Source organism: Cytobacillus sp. NCCP-133 (genome assembly GCF_026011715.1).
Lineage (GTDB): Bacteria > Bacillota > Bacilli > Bacillales > Cytobacillaceae > Cytobacillus.
This window is the reverse complement of record NZ_BRVM01000026.1, coordinates 16,408-38,662: the sequence shown is the minus strand read 5'-3', so window position 1 is coordinate 38,662 and position 22,255 is coordinate 16,408. Positions and strand designations below refer to the sequence as shown.

General features: G+C 39.5%; 25 protein-coding genes. 22 read left to right on the top strand and 3 right to left on the bottom strand.

The features are described from left to right. Both NCCP133_RS19885 and NCCP133_RS19880 read right to left on the bottom strand, forming a co-directional pair. The coding region (locus NCCP133_RS19885; RefSeq protein ID WP_264806984.1) for an ImmA/IrrE family metallo-endopeptidase at positions 1-1,434 on the bottom strand (1,434 nt) is incomplete at its 3' end. After that, positions 1,406-1,813 carry a helix-turn-helix domain-containing protein gene (locus NCCP133_RS19880; protein ID WP_264806988.1) on the bottom strand — a complete coding sequence of 136 codons (408 nt, stop codon included), beginning with the start codon at positions 1,811-1,813 and terminating at the stop codon, positions 1,406-1,408. The genes NCCP133_RS19880 and NCCP133_RS19885, both read right to left, overlap by 29 nt. A gap of 183 nt (positions 1,814-1,996) precedes the next feature. Here NCCP133_RS19880 and NCCP133_RS19875 point away from each other — a divergent pair, with 183 nt between their 5' ends. From NCCP133_RS19875 to NCCP133_RS19800, 16 genes are all read left to right on the top strand, one after another. Continuing rightward, positions 1,997-2,221, top strand: coding sequence for a hypothetical protein (locus NCCP133_RS19875; RefSeq protein ID WP_264806983.1), 225 nt, complete (start codon positions 1,997-1,999; stop codon positions 2,219-2,221). A 179-nt stretch (positions 2,222-2,400) separates the two neighbouring features. Then, the gene (locus NCCP133_RS19870) at positions 2,401-2,730 is read left to right on the top strand and encodes an rRNA biogenesis protein rrp5 (RefSeq protein WP_264806982.1); all 330 of its coding nucleotides are present in this window, start codon (positions 2,401-2,403) and stop codon (positions 2,728-2,730) included. A 49-nt stretch (positions 2,731-2,779) separates the two neighbouring features. After that, positions 2,780-3,943, top strand: coding sequence for a DUF2800 domain-containing protein (locus tag NCCP133_RS19865; protein WP_264806981.1), 1,164 nt, complete (start codon positions 2,780-2,782; stop codon positions 3,941-3,943). Between the two features lie 17 nt (positions 3,944-3,960). Next, positions 3,961-4,506: a DUF2815 family protein gene (locus NCCP133_RS19860; protein WP_264806980.1), complete on the top strand. Its 546-nt coding sequence runs from the start codon at positions 3,961-3,963 to the stop codon at positions 4,504-4,506. A 5-nt stretch (positions 4,507-4,511) separates the two neighbouring features. Beyond that, positions 4,512-6,461: a DNA polymerase gene (locus NCCP133_RS19855; RefSeq protein ID WP_264806979.1), complete on the top strand. Its 1,950-nt coding sequence runs from the start codon at positions 4,512-4,514 to the stop codon at positions 6,459-6,461. A gap of 22 nt (positions 6,462-6,483) precedes the next feature. Further along, entirely contained in the window at positions 6,484-7,281 is a 798-nt protein-coding gene (locus NCCP133_RS19850) for a phage antirepressor (RefSeq protein WP_264806978.1), read from the top strand. 179 nt (positions 7,282-7,460) lie between these two features. Next, positions 7,461-9,866, top strand: coding sequence for a virulence-associated E family protein (locus tag NCCP133_RS19845; RefSeq protein ID WP_264806976.1), 2,406 nt, complete (start codon positions 7,461-7,463; stop codon positions 9,864-9,866). A 261-nt stretch (positions 9,867-10,127) separates the two neighbouring features. Then, positions 10,128-10,406: a VRR-NUC domain-containing protein gene (locus tag NCCP133_RS19840; RefSeq protein WP_264806975.1), complete on the top strand. Its 279-nt coding sequence runs from the start codon at positions 10,128-10,130 to the stop codon at positions 10,404-10,406. Next, entirely contained in the window at positions 10,403-11,785 is a 1,383-nt protein-coding gene (locus tag NCCP133_RS19835; protein ID WP_264806974.1) for a DEAD/DEAH box helicase, read from the top strand. The genes NCCP133_RS19840 and NCCP133_RS19835 overlap by 4 nt, the downstream gene beginning before the upstream one ends. Positions 11,786-11,803: 18 nt before the next feature. Beyond that, positions 11,804-12,235, top strand: a complete 432-nt coding sequence (locus tag NCCP133_RS19830; protein WP_264806987.1) for a DUF1492 domain-containing protein — start codon at positions 11,804-11,806, stop codon at positions 12,233-12,235. A gap of 200 nt (positions 12,236-12,435) precedes the next feature. Further along, positions 12,436-12,789, top strand: coding sequence for an HNH endonuclease (locus NCCP133_RS19825; RefSeq protein WP_264806973.1), 354 nt, complete (start codon positions 12,436-12,438; stop codon positions 12,787-12,789). 335 nt (positions 12,790-13,124) lie between these two features. Further along, on the top strand, positions 13,125-13,562 hold the full coding sequence (locus NCCP133_RS19820) for a helix-turn-helix domain-containing protein (protein ID WP_264806972.1): 438 nt from the start codon (positions 13,125-13,127) through the stop codon (positions 13,560-13,562). Beyond that, on the top strand, positions 13,552-14,796 hold the full coding sequence (locus tag NCCP133_RS19815) for a site-specific DNA-methyltransferase (protein ID WP_264806970.1): 1,245 nt from the start codon (positions 13,552-13,554) through the stop codon (positions 14,794-14,796). The genes NCCP133_RS19820 and NCCP133_RS19815 overlap by 11 nt, the downstream gene beginning before the upstream one ends. A gap of 71 nt (positions 14,797-14,867) precedes the next feature. Further along, positions 14,868-15,065, top strand: a complete 198-nt coding sequence (locus tag NCCP133_RS19810) for a hypothetical protein (RefSeq protein ID WP_264806969.1) — start codon at positions 14,868-14,870, stop codon at positions 15,063-15,065. A 7-nt stretch (positions 15,066-15,072) separates the two neighbouring features. Further along, positions 15,073-15,387: a DUF6329 domain-containing protein gene (locus NCCP133_RS19805; RefSeq protein ID WP_264806968.1), complete on the top strand. Its 315-nt coding sequence runs from the start codon at positions 15,073-15,075 to the stop codon at positions 15,385-15,387. Positions 15,388-15,691: 304 nt separating this feature from the next. Further along, entirely contained in the window at positions 15,692-16,042 is a 351-nt protein-coding gene (locus NCCP133_RS19800; protein ID WP_264806967.1) for a hypothetical protein, read from the top strand. A gap of 939 nt (positions 16,043-16,981) precedes the next feature. Here NCCP133_RS19800 and NCCP133_RS19795 read toward each other — a convergent pair. Then, on the bottom strand, positions 16,982-18,193 hold the full coding sequence (locus tag NCCP133_RS19795) for an O-antigen ligase family protein (protein WP_264806966.1): 1,212 nt from the start codon (positions 18,191-18,193) through the stop codon (positions 16,982-16,984). Positions 18,194-18,258: 65 nt separating this feature from the next. Here NCCP133_RS19795 and NCCP133_RS19790 point away from each other — a divergent pair, with 65 nt between their 5' ends. The 6 genes from NCCP133_RS19790 (at position 18,259) to NCCP133_RS19765 (ending at position 22,202) form a co-directional block, all read left to right on the top strand. Further along, on the top strand, positions 18,259-18,456 hold the full coding sequence (locus tag NCCP133_RS19790) for an acyltransferase (RefSeq protein WP_264806965.1): 198 nt from the start codon (positions 18,259-18,261) through the stop codon (positions 18,454-18,456). Positions 18,457-18,864: 408 nt separating this feature from the next. Continuing rightward, positions 18,865-19,617 (top strand): hypothetical protein, encoded by a 753-nt coding sequence (locus tag NCCP133_RS19785; protein ID WP_264806963.1) that lies wholly within the window; start codon positions 18,865-18,867, stop codon positions 19,615-19,617. Further along, complete coding sequence (locus tag NCCP133_RS19780) at positions 19,610-19,822, top strand: hypothetical protein (protein ID WP_264806962.1); 213 nt, start codon at positions 19,610-19,612, stop codon at positions 19,820-19,822. The genes NCCP133_RS19785 and NCCP133_RS19780 overlap by 8 nt, the downstream gene beginning before the upstream one ends. A gap of 62 nt (positions 19,823-19,884) precedes the next feature. Continuing rightward, the gene (locus NCCP133_RS19775) at positions 19,885-20,100 is read left to right on the top strand and encodes a hypothetical protein (RefSeq protein ID WP_264806961.1); all 216 of its coding nucleotides are present in this window, start codon (positions 19,885-19,887) and stop codon (positions 20,098-20,100) included. A gap of 82 nt (positions 20,101-20,182) precedes the next feature. Next, complete coding sequence (locus NCCP133_RS19770; RefSeq protein WP_264806960.1) at positions 20,183-20,665, top strand: phage terminase small subunit P27 family; 483 nt, start codon at positions 20,183-20,185, stop codon at positions 20,663-20,665. Beyond that, positions 20,658-22,202 carry a terminase large subunit gene (locus NCCP133_RS19765; protein WP_264806959.1) on the top strand — a complete coding sequence of 515 codons (1,545 nt, stop codon included), beginning with the start codon at positions 20,658-20,660 and terminating at the stop codon, positions 22,200-22,202. Before NCCP133_RS19770 ends, NCCP133_RS19765 begins: the two co-directional genes overlap by 8 nt. The last annotated feature ends 53 nt before the right edge of the window (positions 22,203-22,255 follow it).

Here is a 22,255-nt window from a genome sequence, read left to right as displayed (position 1 = left end):
GGACAGGAAATCCGTCAGTTTTAGGACAATTAGCGACGTCAAGTTCTGGACAATATAGAACTTCATTAACAATAGTATCAAAACCTCCAATTGATTGATTTCCGCAAAGCCATATTCTCTTATGCAAGATTTCAGTAACTCCTCATGCTTTTCTATCTCCAGCTTCTGTGTCGAATCGGCTGTAAAAACGATAAGCGAGTCATCATCCCGGATGGCTTTCGTACCGGAAAGGGATGAATAGGCCTCTTGGCTTTGTTCCCAAACATATACGGAAGCAATGATATAATCCCAATGTTCGTACTCGATATAATCTTCATATTTACCATTCTCGTAATCCAGTAAATCGGGAATCTCTATTTCTTTTAGGTATTCATAGAGCCCTCTACTTTCAAATACGGTCTGATCGCCACAAGAAGGACAGTAGCGGAATTCTCCGCTAAGATTGATTTGTTCTGAAGGGCACTGGTTAATGAGTGGTGTCCCACAGATTTTGCAATGCTTTGCGTCTGGACTGAACTCATGGTTCTTACACACCGGACAAAACAGTAATCGCTTGTTCTCATCTACATCATACGATGGATAGAATAGGCCTTCTTGAAAGTCGGAATAGATATAGAAGATGCCAGGCCTTGGCAGGTGCACAAATGGAGTTTCGATTTTCGGGAGTTCCTTCCCGCAAATATGACAGTTCGCCTGGGAAGGGTCATCAATGTATGCACTGCAGTTACGACATATTCTGCATATCTTTGAAAAGTCCGGATACAGGCTGCTCCCATAGAACTTATCGATTCCATCTTTAATTGCTTGTTTGTGTTGATCTCTGTAAAAGAAAGGATAAAAATTCCTTAATAATTCACGTTCTTCAGGCTGGTTATTCCAAGGGAATTTGTTTAAATGCTTTTCACATTTCTCCGAAGCGTTTTTAGAGATGTCGCAAAGAAAAGCAATCTCCTGTGCTTCCTTAATGCTAAACAAATGTAACAATGCATTAGGAGCCAATATCGCCTCAGCAAACCAGTGTGCTTCAACTTCTAATACACCGTACTGCTTTTTAGTCAATCCGCCACGATTTAATGCGGTTTCCTCAAAATCACTTAAGTGACCAAGAACAATATGACCAATTTCATGAGCAATAGTCCAACGTATTCGTGACTCGGAATAGGTGTCATCATAAACAATTAAATACTCATTGCTACCCCTGAGAATCTGTGTTCTAGCTTCAATCCCTTTTTGTTTTAGGTTATAGGGATCTTTATGGCCAGTTGCTCTTCGTAACTCCGACCAACTCTGCACATACCAATTGGGGCATTGCTCAATAATTTCAAAAGGATCGACAGGTAATTTACGGATATCCAATGCATTTAAAAGTTGATACCCTTTCATCGTAGCATCCGAAAAACGAGGTTTACCGGGAATTTTTCTTGTTCTTTGCATAGGCTAAAAACATCTCCATCTGATCGACTAGGTCGTCGTAGTCCTCTTCCTCCAAATCTGAATTCCGCGCTAATCCATCCACAATTTTTTGGACGGTCTGTTGCTGCTTCTCTGTTTTTAATGTAGGAAATACCCGTTCAATGATAGGTATATCGCCGTTTTCCTCTGTTATATATCCAGCAATTTTTAAAAGCTCTTCATTAGGTACGTCAAGTGCTGTTGCCAATGCATTGAGGACTGGAACTGATGGGTTCTTTCTCTCTCCATTTTCAATACGATGTACTTCTGTATGACTGATATCTGCTTCCGTTGCCAATCGCCTTTTTGACCAGTTTTTCGCCTCTCGTCGTTCTTTTATAAATCCACCTAGGGATTTCATCACATAGAGGCCTCCTTCGTTATTAATTGATTTAGTAAAGTTTTATTGACTATAGTATATAACATGTGTAACCTAAACGCAACAATTTCAAAAATACTGTGCTTTTCGTTGTATGTGCAATCGAAGGGTGCTATTATACAAATATGGAACTTATAGGTTATTGCCGAGAGAGAGGTGAAACAATTGGTACCAAACCGTGATAGAGTGCTAGATTTGGTAAGAGAGAATGATTGGTCTGGTGGTGAGCTGGCAAGACGAATGGGGGTCTCTAGAACAGAAGCCAATCGATTCCTTAATGGAAATCGGGTGGGTGGCAAGAAGACGATAGCTGGATTAATTAAAGCATTTCCCGAAGAACCGTTGGAACAGCTTTTTATTTTTCCACAAGTGGAACCTAAAAACAACTAATATTTAAAATGTGTGTTTATAAGGTATAGAGATTTATGGAGCCGAGGAAACTTACGTGGAGTAGCTCATTCGAGAGAAAGACTGGTTACAGAATACATTTGCAAAGAAGATGGACATGTCATGTTCGACAGTTTGCCGGTTATTAAGTATGAGCGAAATGAAGGAAGGAGAACAGAAAAATGAGTAAAACCAAGCTAATGCTTGATATCGTAAATGACTTACGAAATGTTGCAGGAAGTATTGAAACCCTGGCGCTTTCATTTGGAAGTCAAACTGAGATTGCAGCAACAATCGAAAAAAAGCAACCAAATAAAGAGAAGGAACCTGCTAAACCTCCAAAAGCTAAACTACCAGTTTTTGAAGATGTCAGAGCTAAACTTGCAGCATTAGCCCAAGACGGAAAGCAGGTCCAAGTGAAAGAGCTTATTACGGGATTTGGAGCAAAAAAATTAAGTGATATTCCAGCTGAGAAGTATCCTGAACTGTTAGATAAAGCGGACAAGCTTTGATAAAGAAGAAAGCAACCAATCATAGAGGGAAGGAGGATTCTTCTATTCCATGAATCATTCAGAAAGAACACATGCCGTATTAAGCGCCTCTAAGGCAGACATGTATTTAAAATGTACACCAAGTATCCGACTGGGCGAACAATTCGAAGAAGAAACGAGTGTTTTTGCTAGAGAGGGCACCTTCATGCATGAGCTATCAGAAATTCATTTGGCTTATTTCTTGAAACAGATGCCAAAAACTCAGTTGAACAAAAAGCTGAATCAGATGAAACAAAGTGAGTTCTACAACGGTAAAACTGAACAAGCTGTCCAAAGCTACATAGATATTGTCATCGAAAAAATAAATGAAGCTAGGGCAAGAAACAAAGACCCACTCATCCTTATTGAGGAACGCTTGGACTTTAGCCCTTGGGTTCCAGAAGGATTTGGAACGGGAGACGTGGTGATTATTTCAGATGGAATTTTGGAGGTTGTTGACTTAAAAGGGGGTAAGGGAGTTAAGGTTTCCGCCGAAAACAACGCACAAATGAGGCTGTATGCATTAGGTGCCATTCATGGGTTTGGAATGTTGTACGACATCCAGACTGTATTGATGACGATTGTACAACCAAGATTAGATAACATTTCCACTGATGAAATACAGATAGATGACTTGTTGGAATGGGCGGAATGTGAAGTCAAACCAAAGGCGGAACTAGCATTTGCTGGCGAGGGGTCATTTGTGGTTGGAACGCATTGTAGGTGGTGTAAGGCAAAAGCCGTCTGTAGGGCTAGGGCAGAAGAGAATATGAAACTAGCATGCTTGGATTTTCAAAAGGCACTACTACTGACAGATGAAGAAGTGGTCGAAGTTCTAACATCTCTTGATGAATTGATCAGTTGGGCGAAAACCGTTCAAGAATACGCCTTATCTATGTCAGTGAATGAAAACAAGAAGTGGCCTGGTATGAAACTGGTTGAGGGCAAAGGTAGCCGCAAATATAGTGATGAAAATGCTGTGGTTGAAGCACTCATTGCTGCGGGATATGACAATGATGTCATTTACAAAAAATCACTAAATACAATCACCGCCCTTGAAAAAGAACTTGGTAAAAAAGGGTTTGAAGAGTTGCTTGGCTCTTTAGTAACTAAGGCACCGGGAAAAATTAAGCTCGTCCCTGAAGAGGACAAGCGACCAGAATTAAAAGCTTCACCAGAAGCAGATTTTCAATAATGAGGAGGAACTAAAACATGGTAAAAATTACGATTGGAACAAAAGAAGAACCGGTACGATTCAGCTATGCGAATGTGCATCAAGCAGTGAGTGTCAATGGAAGCGATCTGAAGTATTCAGTGAGTATCATTATTCCAAAATCACATAAGGCAACAATTAAGAAGGTAAAAGATGCGATTCAAAAAGCGACTCAAGAAAATAAGGACAAGTTTGGTGGTAAGGTGCCATCCAATTTGAAAACACCATTACGTGACGGGGATGTAGATCGTGAGGATGATGAGGCTTATGCAGATTCCTACTTTATTAATGCAAATAGCAAGATTAAGCCAGGCATTGTGGATGCTGACTTAAATCCAATCATGGATCAAAGCGAGTTTTACTCAGGCTGTTATGGGAGAGTAAGTTTGACTTTCTACGCTTACAACGTAAATGGAAATAAGGGGATTGCGGCAGGACTTCAAAACATTATGAAGACAACTGATGGAGATCCACTTGGTGGCCGAAGCAGTGCAGAAGCCGATTTTGCAGATGATAGTGACGATGATGACGATATTTTAGGTTGATATCTATGAAACTACTAGCAATCGATATTGAAACTTACAGTAAGGCGGACCTCGTGAAATGCGGGGTCTATGCCTACAGTGAATCAGCCGATTTTGAAATTCTTCTTTTCGCCTATGCGGTTGATGATGAAGAGGTGCAAATTGTTGACTTAACATCTGGTGAGAAGATACCGGATGACATTGAAAGAGCGATGACGGATCCAAAAGTGTTAAAAACAGCTTACAATGCAAACTTTGAACGAACGTGTTTAGCCAAGCACTTTAATAAACCAATGCCACCTGACCAATGGCGGTGTTCATCGGTTCATGCTTTAATGCTTGGTTTGCCTGGTTATCTCGATGGAGTGGCCAAATGCCTAAGGTTGAAAGAACAGAAACTGAAGGAAGGGAAATCCTTAATTCGCTATTTTTCGGTTCCGTGTAAACCTACCAAAGTGAATGAGGGGAGAACGCGAAATCTACCAGAACATGAACCTGATAGGTGGAACACCTTTAAGCTGTACTGTAAACAGGACGTTGAAGTTGAAAGACAAATACGAAAGAAACTATATGCATTTCCAATCCCGAAAATTGAACAGAAGCTTTGGGAGTTAGACCAGAAAATCAATGATGAAGGGGTTCTTATCGATAAAAGCCTAGTCATAAATGCTATTCAGGCAGATAAATCGTTTCAGGATGAGCTATTTGATGAGGCTATCCTTTTAACAGAACTAGAGAATCCAAATAGTCCAGTGCAATTAAAAGGTTGGTTAATGAAGCAAGGAATAGAAGTGGATAGTCTTGCCAAGAAAAATGTCGAAGCTTTGATGAGTGAAGTGGCAAATTCGAAAGTGAAGCGGCTGCTGGAACTGAGACAAGCGATGTCCAAAACATCGGTGAAAAAGTATGAAGCCATGGAACGTTCCGTCTGCCTTGATCAAAAAATTAGGGGATTGCTGCAATTTTATGGTGCTAGTAGGACAGGCCGCTGGGCAGGGAGACTTGTGCAAATTCACAATCTACCAAGAAACAGTCTGGGCGATTTACACATTGCTAGAAGTCTTTTGAAATCCGGGGATTACGAAACGATAAATATTCTTTTTGATAGTTTGTCGGACGTATTATCGCAATTAATTCGAACTGCGTTTATTCCTTCACATGGCCACCGTTTTATTGTAGCTGACTTTTCAGCAATTGAAGCGAGAGTAATTGCGTGGTTAGCGGGTGAGCGTTGGAGAATGGATGTGTTCCAAACCCATGGGAAAATATATGAAGCTTCTGCTGCTCAAATGTTCAAAGTCCCCATTGAAACCATCGATAAAGGAAGCCCGCTTAGGCAGAAAGGGAAAATTGCTGAATTGTCTCTTGGCTACGGTGGCTCTAAAGGGGCGTTGATGCAGATGGGTGCAATTGAGATGGGGCTCACCGAAGATGAACTTCCACAGTTAGTTTCTGCATGGCGTGAGGCCAATCCGAATATTGTGAAGCTTTGGTGGAGCATAGAAGCTGCAGCAATCAAAGCTGTGAAAGAGAAAGCAGTAGTGAAAATGCAGTATGGTCTTACCTTTCACTACGCAAAAGGGATTTTATTCATTAAGCTGCCATCTGGTCGTTCCCTTGCATATGTTAGGCCGAAAATCGGGGTAGATGAACGTTTTGGAAAGGAACAACTCACTTATGAGGGAACGGAACAAGGGTCCAAGCAGTGGGGTAGAATTCCTACTTATGGTGGGAAGTTGACGGAGAATATTATTCAGGCCATTGCTAGGGAGTGTTTAGCTGTTGCTATGCTTCGGTTGGCTGAAGCGGGCTATCATATAAGTTTCCATGTGCATGATGAAGTTGTTCTGGATGTTCCAATTGGAACGGGTTCTATGGAAGAAGTAGAAGATCTGATGGGTCAGCCAATTGAATGGGCTCCTGGGTTGCCATTAGGAGCAGATAGCTTTGAAACGGATTATTACAAAAAAGATTAAATGGAACAGGAGGAAATTGATAATGAATAGATTACAAGTAGTTTCAAATGAAGTTTTTGGACAGTTACAGGTAATCGAGTGGGATGGTAAGGTATATTTTCCTGCAACGGATTGTGCAAAGATGCTTGGCTATTCCAATACGAAAGATGCTATCAAACGCCATTGCCGGTGGGTAGCGAAACACGACCTACCTCATCCGCAGAACGAAAAAAAGGTTATTCAGAAGAATTTCATCCCAGAAGGTGATCTCTATCGTTTGATTGCGAAATCGCAACTTCCGGCGGCGGAGCAGTTCGAACGATGGGTGTTCGATGAAGTGCTACCAGATATCCGAAAACACGGAATGTACGCTTCCGAATCATTACTTGATGATATTCTTAAAAACCCGGATCTCGGTATTAAGCTTTTTACGGAATATAAGGAAGCTAAAGAAGAAGCAAAAAAGCTAAAACTTGCTAATACCCAACAGAAACAAATTATCGGAGAGTTGCAGCCGAAAGCTTCGTATTATGATTTGGTTCTTCAGAATAAATCGGTGGTACCAATAAGCATTATTGCGAAGGATTACGGTCTATCTGCAAGAAAACTTAATGCCATTCTTCATGAGTTAGACGTTCAATTCAAAATGGGAAAAACATGGCTGCTTTATCAAAAATATGCGGAGATGGGCTACACGCAATCAAAAACCCATGCCATTGATGCTGAAAGAAATGTAATGCACACCTATTGGACTCAAAAGGGGCGGTTGTTTCTTTATGAGTTGCTTAAGAGAAAGAAAGGATTAGTGCCGTTAATTGAACGTTCTACTAAATCTGCATAGCAGGGACGTGTCGAGATTGGCTGACATGGAAACTGTAAAATTTGTATCCCAATTAAAAAAGTATAGAAATGTACTACCAAAGCAGACCATTAAAACACTTAAAGGACAGGCTCTTTCCGGTGATTTGGAAGGAGCCAGAAAAGGCCTTCATAAGGTGATACGCAGGAGGATTGGTAGATGTGAAAGAGCCCACTGAAAGAAAAGATCACAAACTAAAACATGATGGTAATCTCACCATTGCGACTGGACGAAACAGAAAGGAACTAAACTGGAAAAACAGAGATTTGCTTTGGTCTGAGGTTGTTCAGAAGTTAAGCAGCACGGTTCGAACCCATGAAACCTACGAGGAATATAAAAAGCTTCCCAAATCAAAGCAAGACGAAATAAAAGATGTCGGTGGATTTGTTGGTGGAACATTAAAGGGCGGAAGAAGGAAGCATGACAGTGTGGTTTGGCGACAAATCGTGTCCCTTGATGCCGATTTCGTAAAAGGGGACCTATGGGCATCAATCGAGACCATGTTTGGCTATGGCTGCGCTATGTACTCTACTCATAAACATCACTCGAAGAGTCCAAGGTTAAGGCTGGTCATTCCTTTATCACGGCCAGTTACTGCTGATGAGTATGTACCAATTGCAAGAAGGATTGCAGCTGACCTAGGAATTGACTTTTTTGATGATACGACCTACCAAGTGCATCGGCTCATGTATTGGCCATCGACATCATCAGACGGGGAGTTTGTTTTTAAAGTGTTGGACGAGCCATGGATTGATCCAGATGCTGTGTTGGCAAGATATCCGGATTGGAAAGATTCTTCTTATTGGCCGGAAAGCTCTAGAACCATTCACGAAAGAAAGAAGCTCGCTGATAAGCAGGGAGATCCGAAAGCTAAAGAAGGAGTCGTTGGTGCTTTTTGCCGGACATACACGGTTGTGGATGTAATTGAGAAGTACTTAAATGATGTATACGTTCCTTGTGAGGATCCAAACCGATTTACGTATTCAGCTGGTTCTACAGCGGGTGGCTTGGTAATTTATGAAGATGGTGACTTTGCTTATTCTCATCACTCAACCGACCCGATTGGTGGACGGTTATGCAATGCTTTTGATTTAGTTCGAATGCACTTATTTGGCGAGCTTGATGAAACGGTGAAAGAAGGAACGTCAATCAATCGATTGCCTTCGTATAAAGCGATGGTGGAAGAAGCCTTAAAAGATAAACAAGTGAAGCTGACACTTGGTAAAGAACAGTTAAGCCTTGCTGCTGATGATTTTGAAGATGAAGATATGGAATGGTTAACAGAACTGACTAGAGATCAAAAAGGGAACATCGTCTCCAGTGCACCGAACGTCATCCTAGTTTTGGAGAATGATCCTGCTCTTAGAGGCAAGGTTGCCATGAATGATTTTGTCCACCGGGTTGTTATCAAAGATGATTTGCCTTGGCGTGGCGTTGAACGTGGCGAATATTGGTCAGATAGCGATGACGCTAGTTTGCGAAATTATCTTTACTCTATATACGGTATCAAGGGAGCGGGTGTTATTGCGGATGCTTGGAGTGAAGTGGCTGTGAAATACGCTTTTCATCCGATTAAAGATTATTTAAATAGTCTAGTTTGGGATGGCCAGGAGCGGATTGAAACTTTGCTAGTTGACTACCTCGGAGCGGAAGATAATGACTGTGTTCGAACATTTACCAGAAAAATATTAATTGCAGCTGTGACAAGAATCTACCATCCTGGTGCAAAGTTTGATTACTGCGTGGTTCTTGTTGGCCCTCAAGGTGTCGGGAAAAGTTACATTATTAAGCTAATAGGCAAGGAATGGCACTCGGATTCCCTTATTACCGTAAAGGGAAAGGAAGCCTACGAGCAGCTTCAGGGGGCGTGGATTTTGGAAATGGCAGAACTGACTGCGACGAAGAAAGTGGATGTAGAGGCAGTAAAGCATTTTATTTCTAAATCCGAGGATACCTTTCGAGTAGCTTATGGCAGGCACAATGAAACATTTAAGCGACAGTGCGTGTTTTTTGGAACCACCAATGATTACGACTTCTTAAACGATCCAACAGGGAATCGGCGCTTCTTACCGATAATGGTTAATGGTGGAGGCAGTAAAAACATGTGGGATGATTTAACGGAAGAGGAAGTCGATCAAATTTGGGCGGAGGCGAAGGTGCTGTATGAAAAGGGAGAATCCTTGGCTTTAAGCAAAGACATTGAAGAAAAAGCACGTGAACTTCAAGTTGCTCATACACAAGAAAATCCAATTGCAGAAAGTATCAGAACTTATCTGGAAACCGAAGTGCCAATGAACTGGTATGAACTCGATATTGGTACAAGAAGAACTTATTTGCATATGGGTCAACCAAATGACAACTCAGTTCAAACCATCAAATTAAACAAAGTATGTGCACAGATGGTGTGGGAGGAGCTTTTTCAAAAGGATGTATCGATAATGACCAGGTACGATGCCAAAGAAATCAATATGATTATCCAACATACACCGGGTTGGAAAAGGGTGAGTTCCATTCGATTCGACAATGATTACGGAACACAAAGAGGATTTAGAAGGGATGGTTTGTAAAACATGTAAACTATAAAATTTTTTAATTGTTTACATCAAACCTCTTGTCCCTCTTACTCTATATACCTTGTAAACATGATAAACATATATATCTATATAAGAAGAAATAGGGAGTATAGAGAATACTATATATATGCAATACCCTCTAATAGCCTTATATGTATAGCTTAACCATTTTTACGTTTACAAGTTTACAAGATGGCTCAAACCCTTATCAATACTGGATTTGTTTGTAAACAATAAATTTGGGGTGACTGATAAATGAAGGAAGCGAGTGTGGAACAAAGGCTAAAAAAGAAAGTGAACGAACATGGCGGGCTGGCATTAAAGCTTGTATCACCCGGTTTTGCAGGTGTGCCAGACAGGCTGGTGCTCTTTAATGGATCAAAGGTTGCTTTTGTGGAATTAAAGGCACCAGCTAAAAAGCTACGATCCTTGCAACGGAAAAGGAAAAAGCAGTTAGAAGCCTTAGGCTTTAAAGTTTTTAAGATTGATAGCTATGAAGCGGTCGATCGAATGCTAGAGGAGTTGGCCCCATGAGATATAAACCATATCATTACCAGGCTTATGCCACCCAGTGGATTATTGATAAAAAGAAGTCAGCTCTTTTTCTTGAAATGGGAATGGGAAAGTCAGTATCCGCTTTAACGGCTATTTTAGAACTGATGTATGACTATTTTGATGTGGCGAAGGTGTTGGTTATTGCACCGCTACGAGTAGCAAGCACGACTTGGGAGGAAGAAGTAGAAAAGTGGGACCATTTAAAGGAACTTCGAATTTCCAAAGTGCTCGGCAGTGAAAAGCAAAGAGTATCCGCTTTATATAAAAAAGCAGATGTCTATATCATCAATAGAGAAAATGTCATTTGGCTCGTGGATTGGTTTGATTCCGATTGGCCTTTTGACATGGTGGTAATCGATGAGTTATCCAGCTTTAAATCATCAAAGGCTCAGCGATTTAAATCCTTAAAAAAGGTGAGGCCCTTTATTAAACGATTGGTTGGATTAACAGGAACACCAGCACCAAACGGTTTAATTGATTTGTGGCCACAAATTTATTTACTCGACGGTGGAGAGCGATTAGGTAAAACAGTCACTGGTTATAGAGAAAGATACTTTCTTCCGGATAAGCGAAATCAAATGATTGTCTACACATGGAAGTTAAAAGATGGAGCGGAAGATGCCATTTATGAAAAGCTCTCCGATATCTGCGTGAGTATGAAGGCCAAAGATTACCTCGAATTACCTGAAAGAATCGACAATGTGATTCCAGTGGAATTACCAAAAAAGGTGAAAGAGCAATATGATCGTTTAGAAAAAGAATTGATTTTATCGATTGAAGAAGCCGATGTCTTAGCTGGATCCGCAGCAGTCCTAGCCAATAAATTATTACAGGTGGCTAACGGTGCTGTTTACGATGAAGATGGAAATGTGAAGCATATTCATGACGAAAAGTTAAAAGCATTGGATGAATTGGTGGAAGTGGCAAGTGGTAAACCAGTACTTGTGTTTTATTGCTACCAACATGATAAGGATAGGCTTTTAAAACATTTAAAGAAACTTAAGCCAAGTCTCCTCCAATCAGACAAAGACATCAAGGATTGGAACCGTGGAAAGGTTCAGGTTCTTTTAGCCCACCCAGCATCAGCTGGTCATGGGCTGAACCTTCAAACAGGTGGAAATATTATCATTTGGTTTGGGCTAACTTGGAGCCTCGAACTCTATCAACAAGCCAATGCTAGACTTTGGCGACAAGGCCAGAAACAAACAGTCGTGGTTCATCACATCATTGCAAAAGACACGATTGATGAACGAGTGATGAAAGCATTGGAAGATAAAGATGTGAGCCAAGCTGCACTGATTGAAGCAGTCAAGGCGAGAATGAACCAATACAAAGAGGGTTTGCCACATGGATTGTAAAGACGGGAGGAATTGCCGGTGAACGCAAAAGAATATTTATCCCAGGCTCTTCAGCTTAATCAAAGAATAAACAGTAAACTTGTACAAGTTTCGATGTTACGAGACCTTGCTTTGAAAACAACATCCGTCCTTCAGGATGACAAAGTCCAAAGTACGAAACAGCAATCACCGATGGAAAGTGCTCTCGTTAAGTTAATGAGCCTCGAGGAGGAAATCAATGACGACATTGATCAATTGATTGATTTAAAACGTGAGTTGGCTACCTTCGTTTCCGAAATACAGAATCCTTCCTACCGATTACTTTTTGAGCTTCGGTATCTTAGTGGTAGTACATGGGAAGAAGTCGCTGCCATCATGGGGTATGATGTACGATGGGTTTATCGCTTGCATCGTAAAGCTTTGAAAGAAGCAACGGAACGATTAGAAAGTAGCCCGGTGGAATGCATATGAAAAAGAAGATTATTCACAACACCCTTGGAGGATCAAGTTCCTTTAAGGGTTTTTGTTTGGAATTAAAAACACGCCATGAAAAGCCATTATAAGCCACCCTCACCATGTGATAGAGTATAAGCTGTAGAAATAGAATGATTCAGCCCTTTGAGGACAAACCTTCGGGGCTTTTTTAATAGGATTAAACGGAGTTGAGAGCAATGCCAATGAAACCAAAGAAGCCATGTAAACACAACGGTTGTCCTTTGTTAACGGACGACAAGTACTGTGAGTTTCATGCCAAGCTTCATGTAGATGATAGAGCGAACGCAAGCGAGCGTGGTTATGATAAACGATGGAGGAAAGCGAGCAAACGATTCTTAAACGCTCATCCTCTTTGTAAACACTGTGAGCAGAAAGGAAAGCTGACTCAAGCAACGGTGGTAGACCACATCAAACCACACCGAGGAGACCAGAGGCTGTTCTGGGATGAAAGCAATTGGCAACCTTTGTGTAAGAGATGTCATGATCGAAAGACAAGAACAGAAGATCAGTATCCTATTTATTCTTTTTGACGAGCCCTAGGGGGTGTAGAATCTCTACAACCTTTTATATGGCGACCGCGTGCCCCCTTCACATGAATTTTCGCGGAATTAAACAAGGGGGGTTACTATTGATGGCTTGAATATAAGCCTCGCTTCAATAGTGATAAGGGTTTAGGCACTATCAGATTTTGTGAAAAGGTTTGATTGAGGAAATGATCAGCCCTTGACAGGACTGAATTTTAACAGTTTTAGTTAAAAATCAAAAAAGATGAATGAAACGTATATTTTAGCCTGTTTAACAGCTGATTAATGCGTTTTTTTATTGCCCTTTTAAATACTGTTTACGCAGAAAGGAGTAGAGTGTGATGACCGAAGCCGAGAGGCAACAAATCTATAACTTACGGCTTAAAGGAGTTGGATATAAAGCGATCGCTGCAGTATTGGGAAAATCTCGTGATACTGTTCGTATCTTTTGTAAACAAAATGGTCTAGATGGGGATGCGAAAGTTGTTGCATTAAATGTGAAAGAGCAAATGAAGAACCATGTACTCTGCTCCTTCTGTGGTAAACCCCTTAAACAAAAGGGACGAGGGAGGATTCGGAAGTTTTGTTCTGATGAATGTCGCCGAATATGGTGGAATGAAAATCCTCAGGCAAGGAAGAAAAGTGAAACAGCCATTTATAACTATACATGTCGACAATGCGGAAAAACGTTCAGTTGCTACGGGAACAAGAAGCGGAAGTTCTGTAGCCATGATTGCTATATGAAATCAAGATTTTGGAGTGAAGAAGATGGAGTTTAAAAAACTGCCGATTGATGATTTAATTCCTGCGAGCTATAATCCTAGGAAGAAATTGAAACCGGGTGACAGTGAATTTGAAAAGATAAAAAATAGTATTGAGCAATTTGGTTATGTAGAACCTGTTATTGTCAATCAAGATATGACGGTAATTGGTGGGCATCAAAGAATTACAGTTTTAAAGACATTAGGTTTTACGGAAATAGACTGTGTCGTTATTGATATTGATAAGACAAAAGAAAAAGCTCTTAACATTGCCTTAAATAAAATCAGCGGTGAATGGAACAAAGAACTATTAGCTGACCTTATTCAGGATTTGCAGTCCTTGGACTTCGACGTTTCATTTACCGGTTTTGACCCACCAGAAATCGATCAGCTTTTTAATGAGGTACATGATAAAGATATTAAGGAAGACGATTTTGATGTCGAGAAGGAATTAGCTGAACCAGCTATCACTCAAAAAGGTGATGTTTGGTCACTTGGAAGGCACCGGTTGAGTTGTGGCGACAGTACGGATTCAGCGGTTTATCAAATTCTGATGAATGGACAAAAGGCAAATCTAGTTGTGACGGACCCGCCTTATAACGTAAATTACTCTGCTCAAGCAGGAACAATCCAAAACGACAATATGAAGGATGAGGAGTTTTATAACTTCTTACTTAAAGCTTATTCCAACATGGCTGCCAATATGGAAAAGGATGCTTCTATCTATGTTTTCCATGCAGATACAGAAGGTTATAACTTCAGAAAGGCTTTTAAGGATGCAGGCTTTTACTTATCTGGTGTTTGCATCTGGGCCAAGCAAAGTCTTGTACTCGGTCGGAGTCCTTACCAATGGAAACATGAACCGATTTTATTTGGATGGAGAAAAGATGGCAAGCACAATTGGTATGCAGATCGAAAGCAGAGCACCATTTGGAATTTTGATAGACCTTCTAAAAATACAATTCACCCAACCATGAAACCAGTTAGTCTATGCGCCTACCCTATTCAGAATAGCAGCATGAGCAATTGCATCGTGTTAGATCCCTTTGGTGGAAGCGGGTCCACTCTCATGGCTTGTGAACAGACTAACCGAATTTGCTATACGATTGAACTAGATGAAAAATATGCAGATGCAATCGTAAAAAGGTATATCGAACATGCGGGGACGGATGCGAATGTGTTCTTGGAAAGGGACGGACAAAAGCTATCGTATTCAGATGTTCCTAAACCTGTATTTGATGAAATATTATAGACGAACAAAGTTGCTATACCTCAAGGTGTATGGCAATATGCTACTACCTTGAAGAGATTGGAGGCAGAGTGATGGAAAGAAATCAAAAGCCATCAGTCAAACTTATCGGCGCAGACGGCAATATCTTTTCTATTCTTGGACGAGTCAGCAGGGCTCTAAAAGAAAATGGAAAAGAGGAACAAACAAAAGAAGTTAGTGAGCGGGGGATGGCATCAAGCTCCTATAGTGAGGCCCTCCAAATCATCATGGAATACGTTGAGGTGGAGTGACGATAAAATGAAAGCATTATTTGGAAGGAAAGTTAGTAATCTAGCTGAGCTGAAGGAAATTACTGAAGATGCCATTAAGCAAGGACAGCGGGGTCAAACATACATCGTAACAAAAGAAGTGGAGTTAGAAGATAAGGATTTTCATAACTTTGCGAACGACTTCTTTAAGGACCAGCCTTGGATCACACGAGAAGATGGTGGAGTGAATACGAATAGAGAGGCTCGATGCATTAGAGTCATTAATAAAGAATCTGGTGAAACAGTTTTAGTAAACAGCGAAGGCTATAGTTATCCAAGATATACAGCAATAGAAAGTAATTAAAGAATAGCCTAATATTAATGTTTTCATTTAAATCAAGAAAAATGTACATTTAAATACTAGTACTGCACAGTTGGCCCAAACTGAGAAGAAAATAATCGATATTGTAACGATAATTGTAAAAGATTTTGGTGCTATTGGCGATGGTGTTACTGACGATTATTTTGCATTTAAAGCCATGGTTGATTAAGTGAATCGTTTAGGTTGTGCAAAAATTTCTATTCGTCCACTCACTTATTACATCGGTCAATACCGAATAAAGGGCGGAGTTAACAAATAAGATATAAGTAATTTAGCTTTTATTAATTTGGCTTATATAGATATACAAGCACAAGGAGCAAAAATTATTTGCAAAGGTGACATCCATTATGTTTTAAATTACGAACAATATGGAGTTAAATACAAATATACAGTTACAGTTGTACCAATGGCTTTTATAAACTGTAAAAACGTTAAAATCACAGGTCTTGAGTTAGAAGGACAAGTTAATCTGGATACAAATGTTGTTGAAGATGAAGGTGCGAATCATGGTTTTCAGTTTTCAGGTTGCGAAAACGTAACTCTATTGATTTATATGTCCATCATTTCGCCACTGACGGTTTTATGTTTTGGGCGGGTGCTTCTAATGTTCTTAATGCTAACAAAAGATATTCAATAAAAATATAGTGGCTATAAACTGTATTTCAGATACATTAAGGATGGGACTTTTATAAATTGTCAGTTTAGCCATACAGGTAATTCAGAAAGTTCGTATGGAAATCATCTACCTAAATGTGGAATTGATTTCGAAAAGGATTTAGGTGAAGACTTTATAGAGTCTATTTCTGGCGATTTAACATTTATTAATTGTAAATTGCTAGAAAATGTTCGTTCGATTAGCTTTATGGGAAACAAATTCAACAACGTTTCATTTATTAATTCGGAATTTAAGTCAAATCAAAACTCAACAATAGGTGTTATTATACAAAGTCAAAACCTTTCTTTTGATCATTCAATACGCCTAATGACAGGGTATTGCTTGACTATGACACGAACAATAATATTTACAAAATTAATAATTGCAAATTCGAAGGCGGTCAACATATTGCCGTTAAAGGTACTGATAATCAATCTAATATATTGATTAAAAATAGTAAATTTAATAATACTTACATTCAAATTGAACATATGAGAAATTTACGGTTTGAGGATAACGATGTATTTTATTTAGCAGACCAATATACTGCTGGAAGTGTACCGTATGTCATTAAAACGTATTTACAAAGAATTAAATTGTCAAAAGGGAATAAATTTCATACTGATTTAGTTGCTCTATCTTGGTACAGAACACTTTGCTGTTGCTTATAATTTCACTAGACGTGTCGAAAATGATGAGTACCCAGCTAGAACATTTCGACATAATTATAACTCCGGGTTTAATGCTCGTTACTTTAGTCTAGGTGAATCTGATGTAACTTTCCTGTCTCCTGATGGTTCAACATTTAGTTTGGTAGTATCTGACGATGGTACATTAACAGCAAGTAAACGAGTTTATGCGATATAGTGTATAGAGGCTTATACAATTATGTTAAATTCAACAAAAAAGACTGATGATTAACTACTCATCTGTCTTTTTTGTTGAATTAATATCCTTTAAACGTGGGTTGACTAAGATTAACACTAGAAATGCCCAGAAAAATGGCGACATCCACAAAGTGGATGAAAACATTAATTTGGGGAAAGCTAAAACGAATAGCATGAAGGCTAGAGTTGCATAGTCGCTGTTTCTAACTTTCAATATAATATAAAATCCATAGATACTAAAAATCAAAACAATTACAAAAGCCCAAAAACCAAGTTCAGTTAAAACATCCAAAAACAAGTTATGAGGATACTGACCTGCATGTTTAGAGGAAAAGTCTCCTATACCAGTACCGAGAAAAGGAGATTTAGAGAAAGCTAGAAGTGCATCATTATATAAATCGAATCGTCCTGAGCTAAAGTCTTGAAATTCTAGTTTCCATAATGATTTGTGTAAAAAGTTTGAAGGTAGATCATATTTAATTGTTATGTTATATAAGCTTCTAACGATATCGATTAGATTATTATATATATAAATCCCAATGGTTGCGAAAAAAAACATAACAAAGATTCTAATTGCAGGTTGAGATATTTTCTTTAATAAAATTAGAGAAAATAGGGCAGTTAAACCAATTAAAGAACCTCTGTTGCTACTAATAAACAACATAAAAAATAGTTCAGTCAGTACACTAATACTGCAGATTATGAAAAATAATTTAGATTGTTTATAATTTTTTAGACTAAATGATAAGAAAAAAGCCGAAATTCCAATCAAAGACGTATAAGATAAATTCAATGTAAAGTCTATATCCAACGTACCTCGAGAAAACGAATCAAAAATTACAAAGTACAAATAGAGTACAAAAGCAACATTCACTATACTGATAGTTTTGAATATGTTATTCACGCTAACTTGAAATTGCAAAATACCACTAGCAAGGTAAAAAGCTGTGAAAAACAAAAAGTATTGAAATGTATAATAATTATCGTTAACTGTAATTAGAGAAATTCCAAAAAGTGCTGCAATAGCTATATAAATCAAGAGATATTTATTATTTAGTCTAAAGCCATTGACGATTACACCTACTAAAAAGATAGATAGATAAAAAAAGACTAAAAAATTTTCAACATATACTAGAGTAAGTACAAGTTTGATAATCATGTCAGCACTTAGGAATAATCCTATTAGTATTCCGTTATAATGAATAGATTTTGCATTTCTTTTATTGAGAGTCAATAAATTTTCCATACCTTTACCTCCTACGCACTAAAATATAATACCACATTTATCGTATTTAGGGGGTGGTATTTTAGGTGATTATCGGAGATAAATGTGCAATAGCACCACAATTAATGTTCTGTACTACTACACATGATATTGGTAAATATTCAAGGGCTGGTAAATTAATTAGAAAACCTATAATCGTAGAAGATGGGTGTTGGATCGGTACTAGAGCAACGATTTTACCTGGAGTTCGAATAGGAAAGGAGTGTATTATTGCTGCTGGTTAGGTTGTAAATAAAAATTGTGAGCCTGATAGATTTAGATGCAGGTGAACATGAAGTACGAAATTTAGATCATATTTAATGCCATTTATCCGTAATTGTATCTAACAGTGAAAATTTTTACGAGGTTACTTAAGATAGATAAAACTCGGTTATCTGAAGTCTTTTTTGAGGAATTTGTTCCTAAAACATAATTTAACCAGATTTGCATTATAAAGATTACCAACAAACATACTGTTTAAAGATGGGTTAAACACTGAAGACTATATCTATCATAGCGAGTGAAAATAATTAGGGCAGACCAAAGGGGTCTGTTTTTTTATTGGAAATAAGTGAAAAGTGGGCTGAATGACTTGCTATTACCTGTGTTTAGAGTGATATATGTACTACACCAAAACACAGGAGGTAGTGAAAATGGATCGAAAAGAAATGGTCAAAAAACTAGGGGGATTTTTAGGAGTAAAACCCAAGTACCTCAACGTCCCGACCTTTGCCTACGAAATTGTAACCGAGGATGAAACCTACACTATTGACAGGCAGGGCACGATTACAAACTCAGACGGAGAAGTGAAAACTTTTGAAGAGATAACTAATCCGCCAGAGCCTGAAGAAGAAACAGGTGAGGAACAGCCGGCGGTTCTTGATTTGGATGGGATTGAAGTAACGCTCCCGCTTGAGGGTCACACCGGATACACATTAAGAAATCTAGTAAACATGCTTTATAGCAAACAGCACTTGATCATGATGGCCTTTGAAACAACTGAGCCGCTGATGGATGAAACCTTTCCAGAGGATTTGAGTGAAAAGGAAACGGGTACCATTGAGGAGTTTAAGAAGGCACTTGATGAACTTGGCTTTCAAAGAATCCCTGGCATAGCTTTTGATTTTGAAAATAAAACATTTACTATCAAACTAGCAGCTGGAAATTTGAATTCAGAGAAAATTGCAGCCTTTCAAGACCTTGCCGCGTTCATCAACCAAAATGCCAAAAAGCAAAAGCGAGCCACTTTCAAACGGGCTCAGGATGACAATCCGAAATATGCTTTCAGAACTTGGTTGATTCGACTTGGAATGAATGGCCCTGAGTACAAAACCACGAGGAAGGTGCTGTTGGAAAACCTTGAAGGAAGCGGAGCCTTTAGGAAGGTGAGTGGGGCGAATGGATAAATTCTTCACACAAGCGCACTGTGACCGCTGTGGCGGCAACTTAAAAGGCGGGCGGATCATGTCCATGTTCAATACGGATTGCATTTGCTTAGCATGCAAGGATAAAGAAACAAAACGGGCCGATTATGACAGGGCAGTCAAAGCCGACCATGAAGAAATTAAGAAAGGCAATTACAATTATAAAGGCATTAACGGCGATAATTAACTTGATAAACCCTGTGTTTAGAGTGATGTATAGACATACCAAAACACAGGGAGGTTGTTTGAATGACCAAAGAAATGGTTCAAATGTTACAGGGGAATGTTGATGCGGTAAGAGGGATGGAGCTGCTACTCCAGCAGAAACGAGATTTAGAAGCATCGGGATATCAAGAAAACGAAATGTATTTTTTACCGGGAATGTTAGTCTTGAAACTTGAAGATGGCGAAGTACGCTGGATGGTCTTTAACAGCGAATACAAAATGGAGATATGGAAGAACTAGGGAAACCAAATAAATGATTTAAATTGAGTCTGTCAGGAGATAGGCTCTTTTCTTATGCCAAATTTGAAAGGAGGTGGCGCCTGTGGCCCAACGTGGAAGGAAACCAAAACCTACAGCTATAAAGGCTTTAGAAGGCAATCCTGGGAAGAGAGAGCTAAATCAGAATGAACCGAAACCTGAAAAGAAAGCACCAAGATGCCCGTCTTGGCTAGAGCCGGAAGCCAAGAAAGAGTGGCGAAGGATGGTCAAGCAGCTAGAGCAGTTAGGCATCCTAACTGAAGTGGATATGGCTGCATTTGCTGGATATTGCCAGGCCTATGCAAGGTGGAAAGAAGCTGAAGAGTTCATCACCAAACATGGAACAATTGTGAAAACTCCATCGGGATACTGGCAGCAGGTGCCACAGGTATCCATTGCTCAGAGTTATTTGAAAATCATGAACCGTTTCTGTGAACAGTTTGGATTAACCCCTTCTTCGAGAAGTAGAATTTCAGCGGATAAACCAAGTGATGCGAATGATCCAATGGAGTTTATGCTCTTTCAAGGTGGTGGTAAGGGTGTATGATGAGCAAAAGGCCCAGCATGCCGTCAATTTTATCAACTGCTTAAAACATACGAAAGGCCAGTGGCGTGGTGTTCCTTTCGATCTTTTACCCTGGCAGGACCAGATCATCCGGGACATATTCGGCACAGTAAAGGAAAATGGCTATCGACAATACAACACTGCCTATATTGAAATCCCAAAGAAGAACGGGAAGAGTGAGCTAGCCGCAGCTGTTGCATTGTTAATGACTTGTGGTGATAGTGAATGGGGAGCTGAAGTTTATGGATGTGCTTCTGATAGACAACAGGCTTCGATTGTATTTGATGTTGCGGTTGAGATGGTCGAACAGTCACCAGCCCTTAAGAAAAGAATTAAGCCTGTCATGTCAATGAAGCGGTTGGTCTATAAGCCAACAAACAGTTTCTATCAAGTACTATCAGCTGAAGCCTATACGAAACATGGGCTTAATGTTCATTCAGTTATTTTTGATGAATTGCACGCCCAACCAAACCGGGAGTTATTTGATGTCATGACGAAAGGATCTGGTGATGCTAGACGTCAGCCGCTCTTTTTCTTAATTACGACTGCAGGAACGGATCGAAACTCCATCTGTTATGAAGTACATCAAAAGGCTGTGGATTTATTGGAAGGAAGAAAAATTGATCCAACATTCTACCCTGTGATTTACGGAATAAATGATGCAGATGATTGGATGAGCGAAAAGAACTGGTATAAAGCAAACCCATCTCTTGACCACACCATTGACATAGAAAAAGTAAGAAATGCGTTTATTAGTGCGAAAGAAAATCCAGCGGAAGAAAACATCTTCAGGCAACTAAGACTCAATCAATGGGTGAAGCAATCAACTCGTTGGATGCAAATGGAGAAATGGGATGCTTGTGATGATCCAGTCGATCTTGATAGTCTCCGAGGAAGAGAATGTTTTGGCGGGCTGGACCTTTCAAGTACTACAGATATCACCGCTTTTGTGCTGGTTTTCCCACCAAGAACAGATGATGAGAAATTCATTGTTCTTCCTTACTTCTGGATACCAGATGAAAACTTGAAAGTTAGGGTAAGGAGAGATCATGTTCCTTATGATATATGGGAACAGCAAGGTTATATAAAAACGACAGAAGGGAATGTCGTTCATTACGGATTCATTGAAGCTTTCATTGAAGAATTAGGAATGAAGTACAACATTAAAGAAATTGCTTTTGATAGATGGGGGGCTGTGCAAATGGTGCAGAACCTTGAAGGAATGGGCTTCACAGTCGTTCCTTTTGGACAAGGGTATAAAGATATGTCACCTGCATCCAAAGAGCTGATGAAGATAACCCTTGAGAAAAGGCTTGTTCATGGTGGAAATCCGGTTTTAAGATGGATGATGGATAATATCTTTGTCAAAACTGACCCTGCGGGGAACATCAAGCCGGATAAAGAGAAAAGTACAGAGCGGATTGATGGTGCTGTGGCATTGATTATGGCTTTGGATCGGGCGATTCGGAATGAAAATAGAGAGAGTGTTTATGATGGACGAGGGATATTGATATTATAATTAGTCCTAATTATTATGTAACCATGATTGATTATGGGAGGTTAATGACGGTT

Bases quoted from the DNA above. Each gene is read 5' to 3' on its own strand.
- NCCP133_RS19880 (WP_264806988.1), bottom strand. From the start codon at position 1,813: ATGAAATCCCTAGGTGGATTTATAAAAGAACGACGAGAGGCGAAAAAC.
- NCCP133_RS19870 (WP_264806982.1), top strand. From the start codon at position 2,401: ATGAGTAAAACCAAGCTAATGCTTGATATCGTAAATGACTTACGAAAT.
- NCCP133_RS19865 (WP_264806981.1), top strand. From the start codon at position 2,780: ATGAATCATTCAGAAAGAACACATGCCGTATTAAGCGCCTCTAAGGCA.
- NCCP133_RS19860 (WP_264806980.1), top strand. From the start codon at position 3,961: ATGGTAAAAATTACGATTGGAACAAAAGAAGAACCGGTACGATTCAGC.
- NCCP133_RS19855 (WP_264806979.1), top strand. From the start codon at position 4,512: ATGAAACTACTAGCAATCGATATTGAAACTTACAGTAAGGCGGACCTC.
- NCCP133_RS19850 (WP_264806978.1), top strand. From the start codon at position 6,484: ATGAATAGATTACAAGTAGTTTCAAATGAAGTTTTTGGACAGTTACAG.
- NCCP133_RS19840 (WP_264806975.1), top strand. From the start codon at position 10,128: ATGAAGGAAGCGAGTGTGGAACAAAGGCTAAAAAAGAAAGTGAACGAA.
- NCCP133_RS19835 (WP_264806974.1), top strand. From the start codon at position 10,403: ATGAGATATAAACCATATCATTACCAGGCTTATGCCACCCAGTGGATT.
- NCCP133_RS19825 (WP_264806973.1), top strand. From the start codon at position 12,436: ATGCCAATGAAACCAAAGAAGCCATGTAAACACAACGGTTGTCCTTTG.
- NCCP133_RS19820 (WP_264806972.1), top strand. From the start codon at position 13,125: ATGACCGAAGCCGAGAGGCAACAAATCTATAACTTACGGCTTAAAGGA.
- NCCP133_RS19815 (WP_264806970.1), top strand. From the start codon at position 13,552: ATGGAGTTTAAAAAACTGCCGATTGATGATTTAATTCCTGCGAGCTAT.
- NCCP133_RS19810 (WP_264806969.1), top strand. From the start codon at position 14,868: ATGGAAAGAAATCAAAAGCCATCAGTCAAACTTATCGGCGCAGACGGC.
- NCCP133_RS19805 (WP_264806968.1), top strand. From the start codon at position 15,073: ATGAAAGCATTATTTGGAAGGAAAGTTAGTAATCTAGCTGAGCTGAAG.
- NCCP133_RS19795 (WP_264806966.1), bottom strand. From the start codon at position 18,193: ATGGAAAATTTATTGACTCTCAATAAAAGAAATGCAAAATCTATTCAT.
- NCCP133_RS19785 (WP_264806963.1), top strand. From the start codon at position 18,865: ATGGATCGAAAAGAAATGGTCAAAAAACTAGGGGGATTTTTAGGAGTA.
- NCCP133_RS19780 (WP_264806962.1), top strand. From the start codon at position 19,610: ATGGATAAATTCTTCACACAAGCGCACTGTGACCGCTGTGGCGGCAAC.
- NCCP133_RS19775 (WP_264806961.1), top strand. From the start codon at position 19,885: ATGACCAAAGAAATGGTTCAAATGTTACAGGGGAATGTTGATGCGGTA.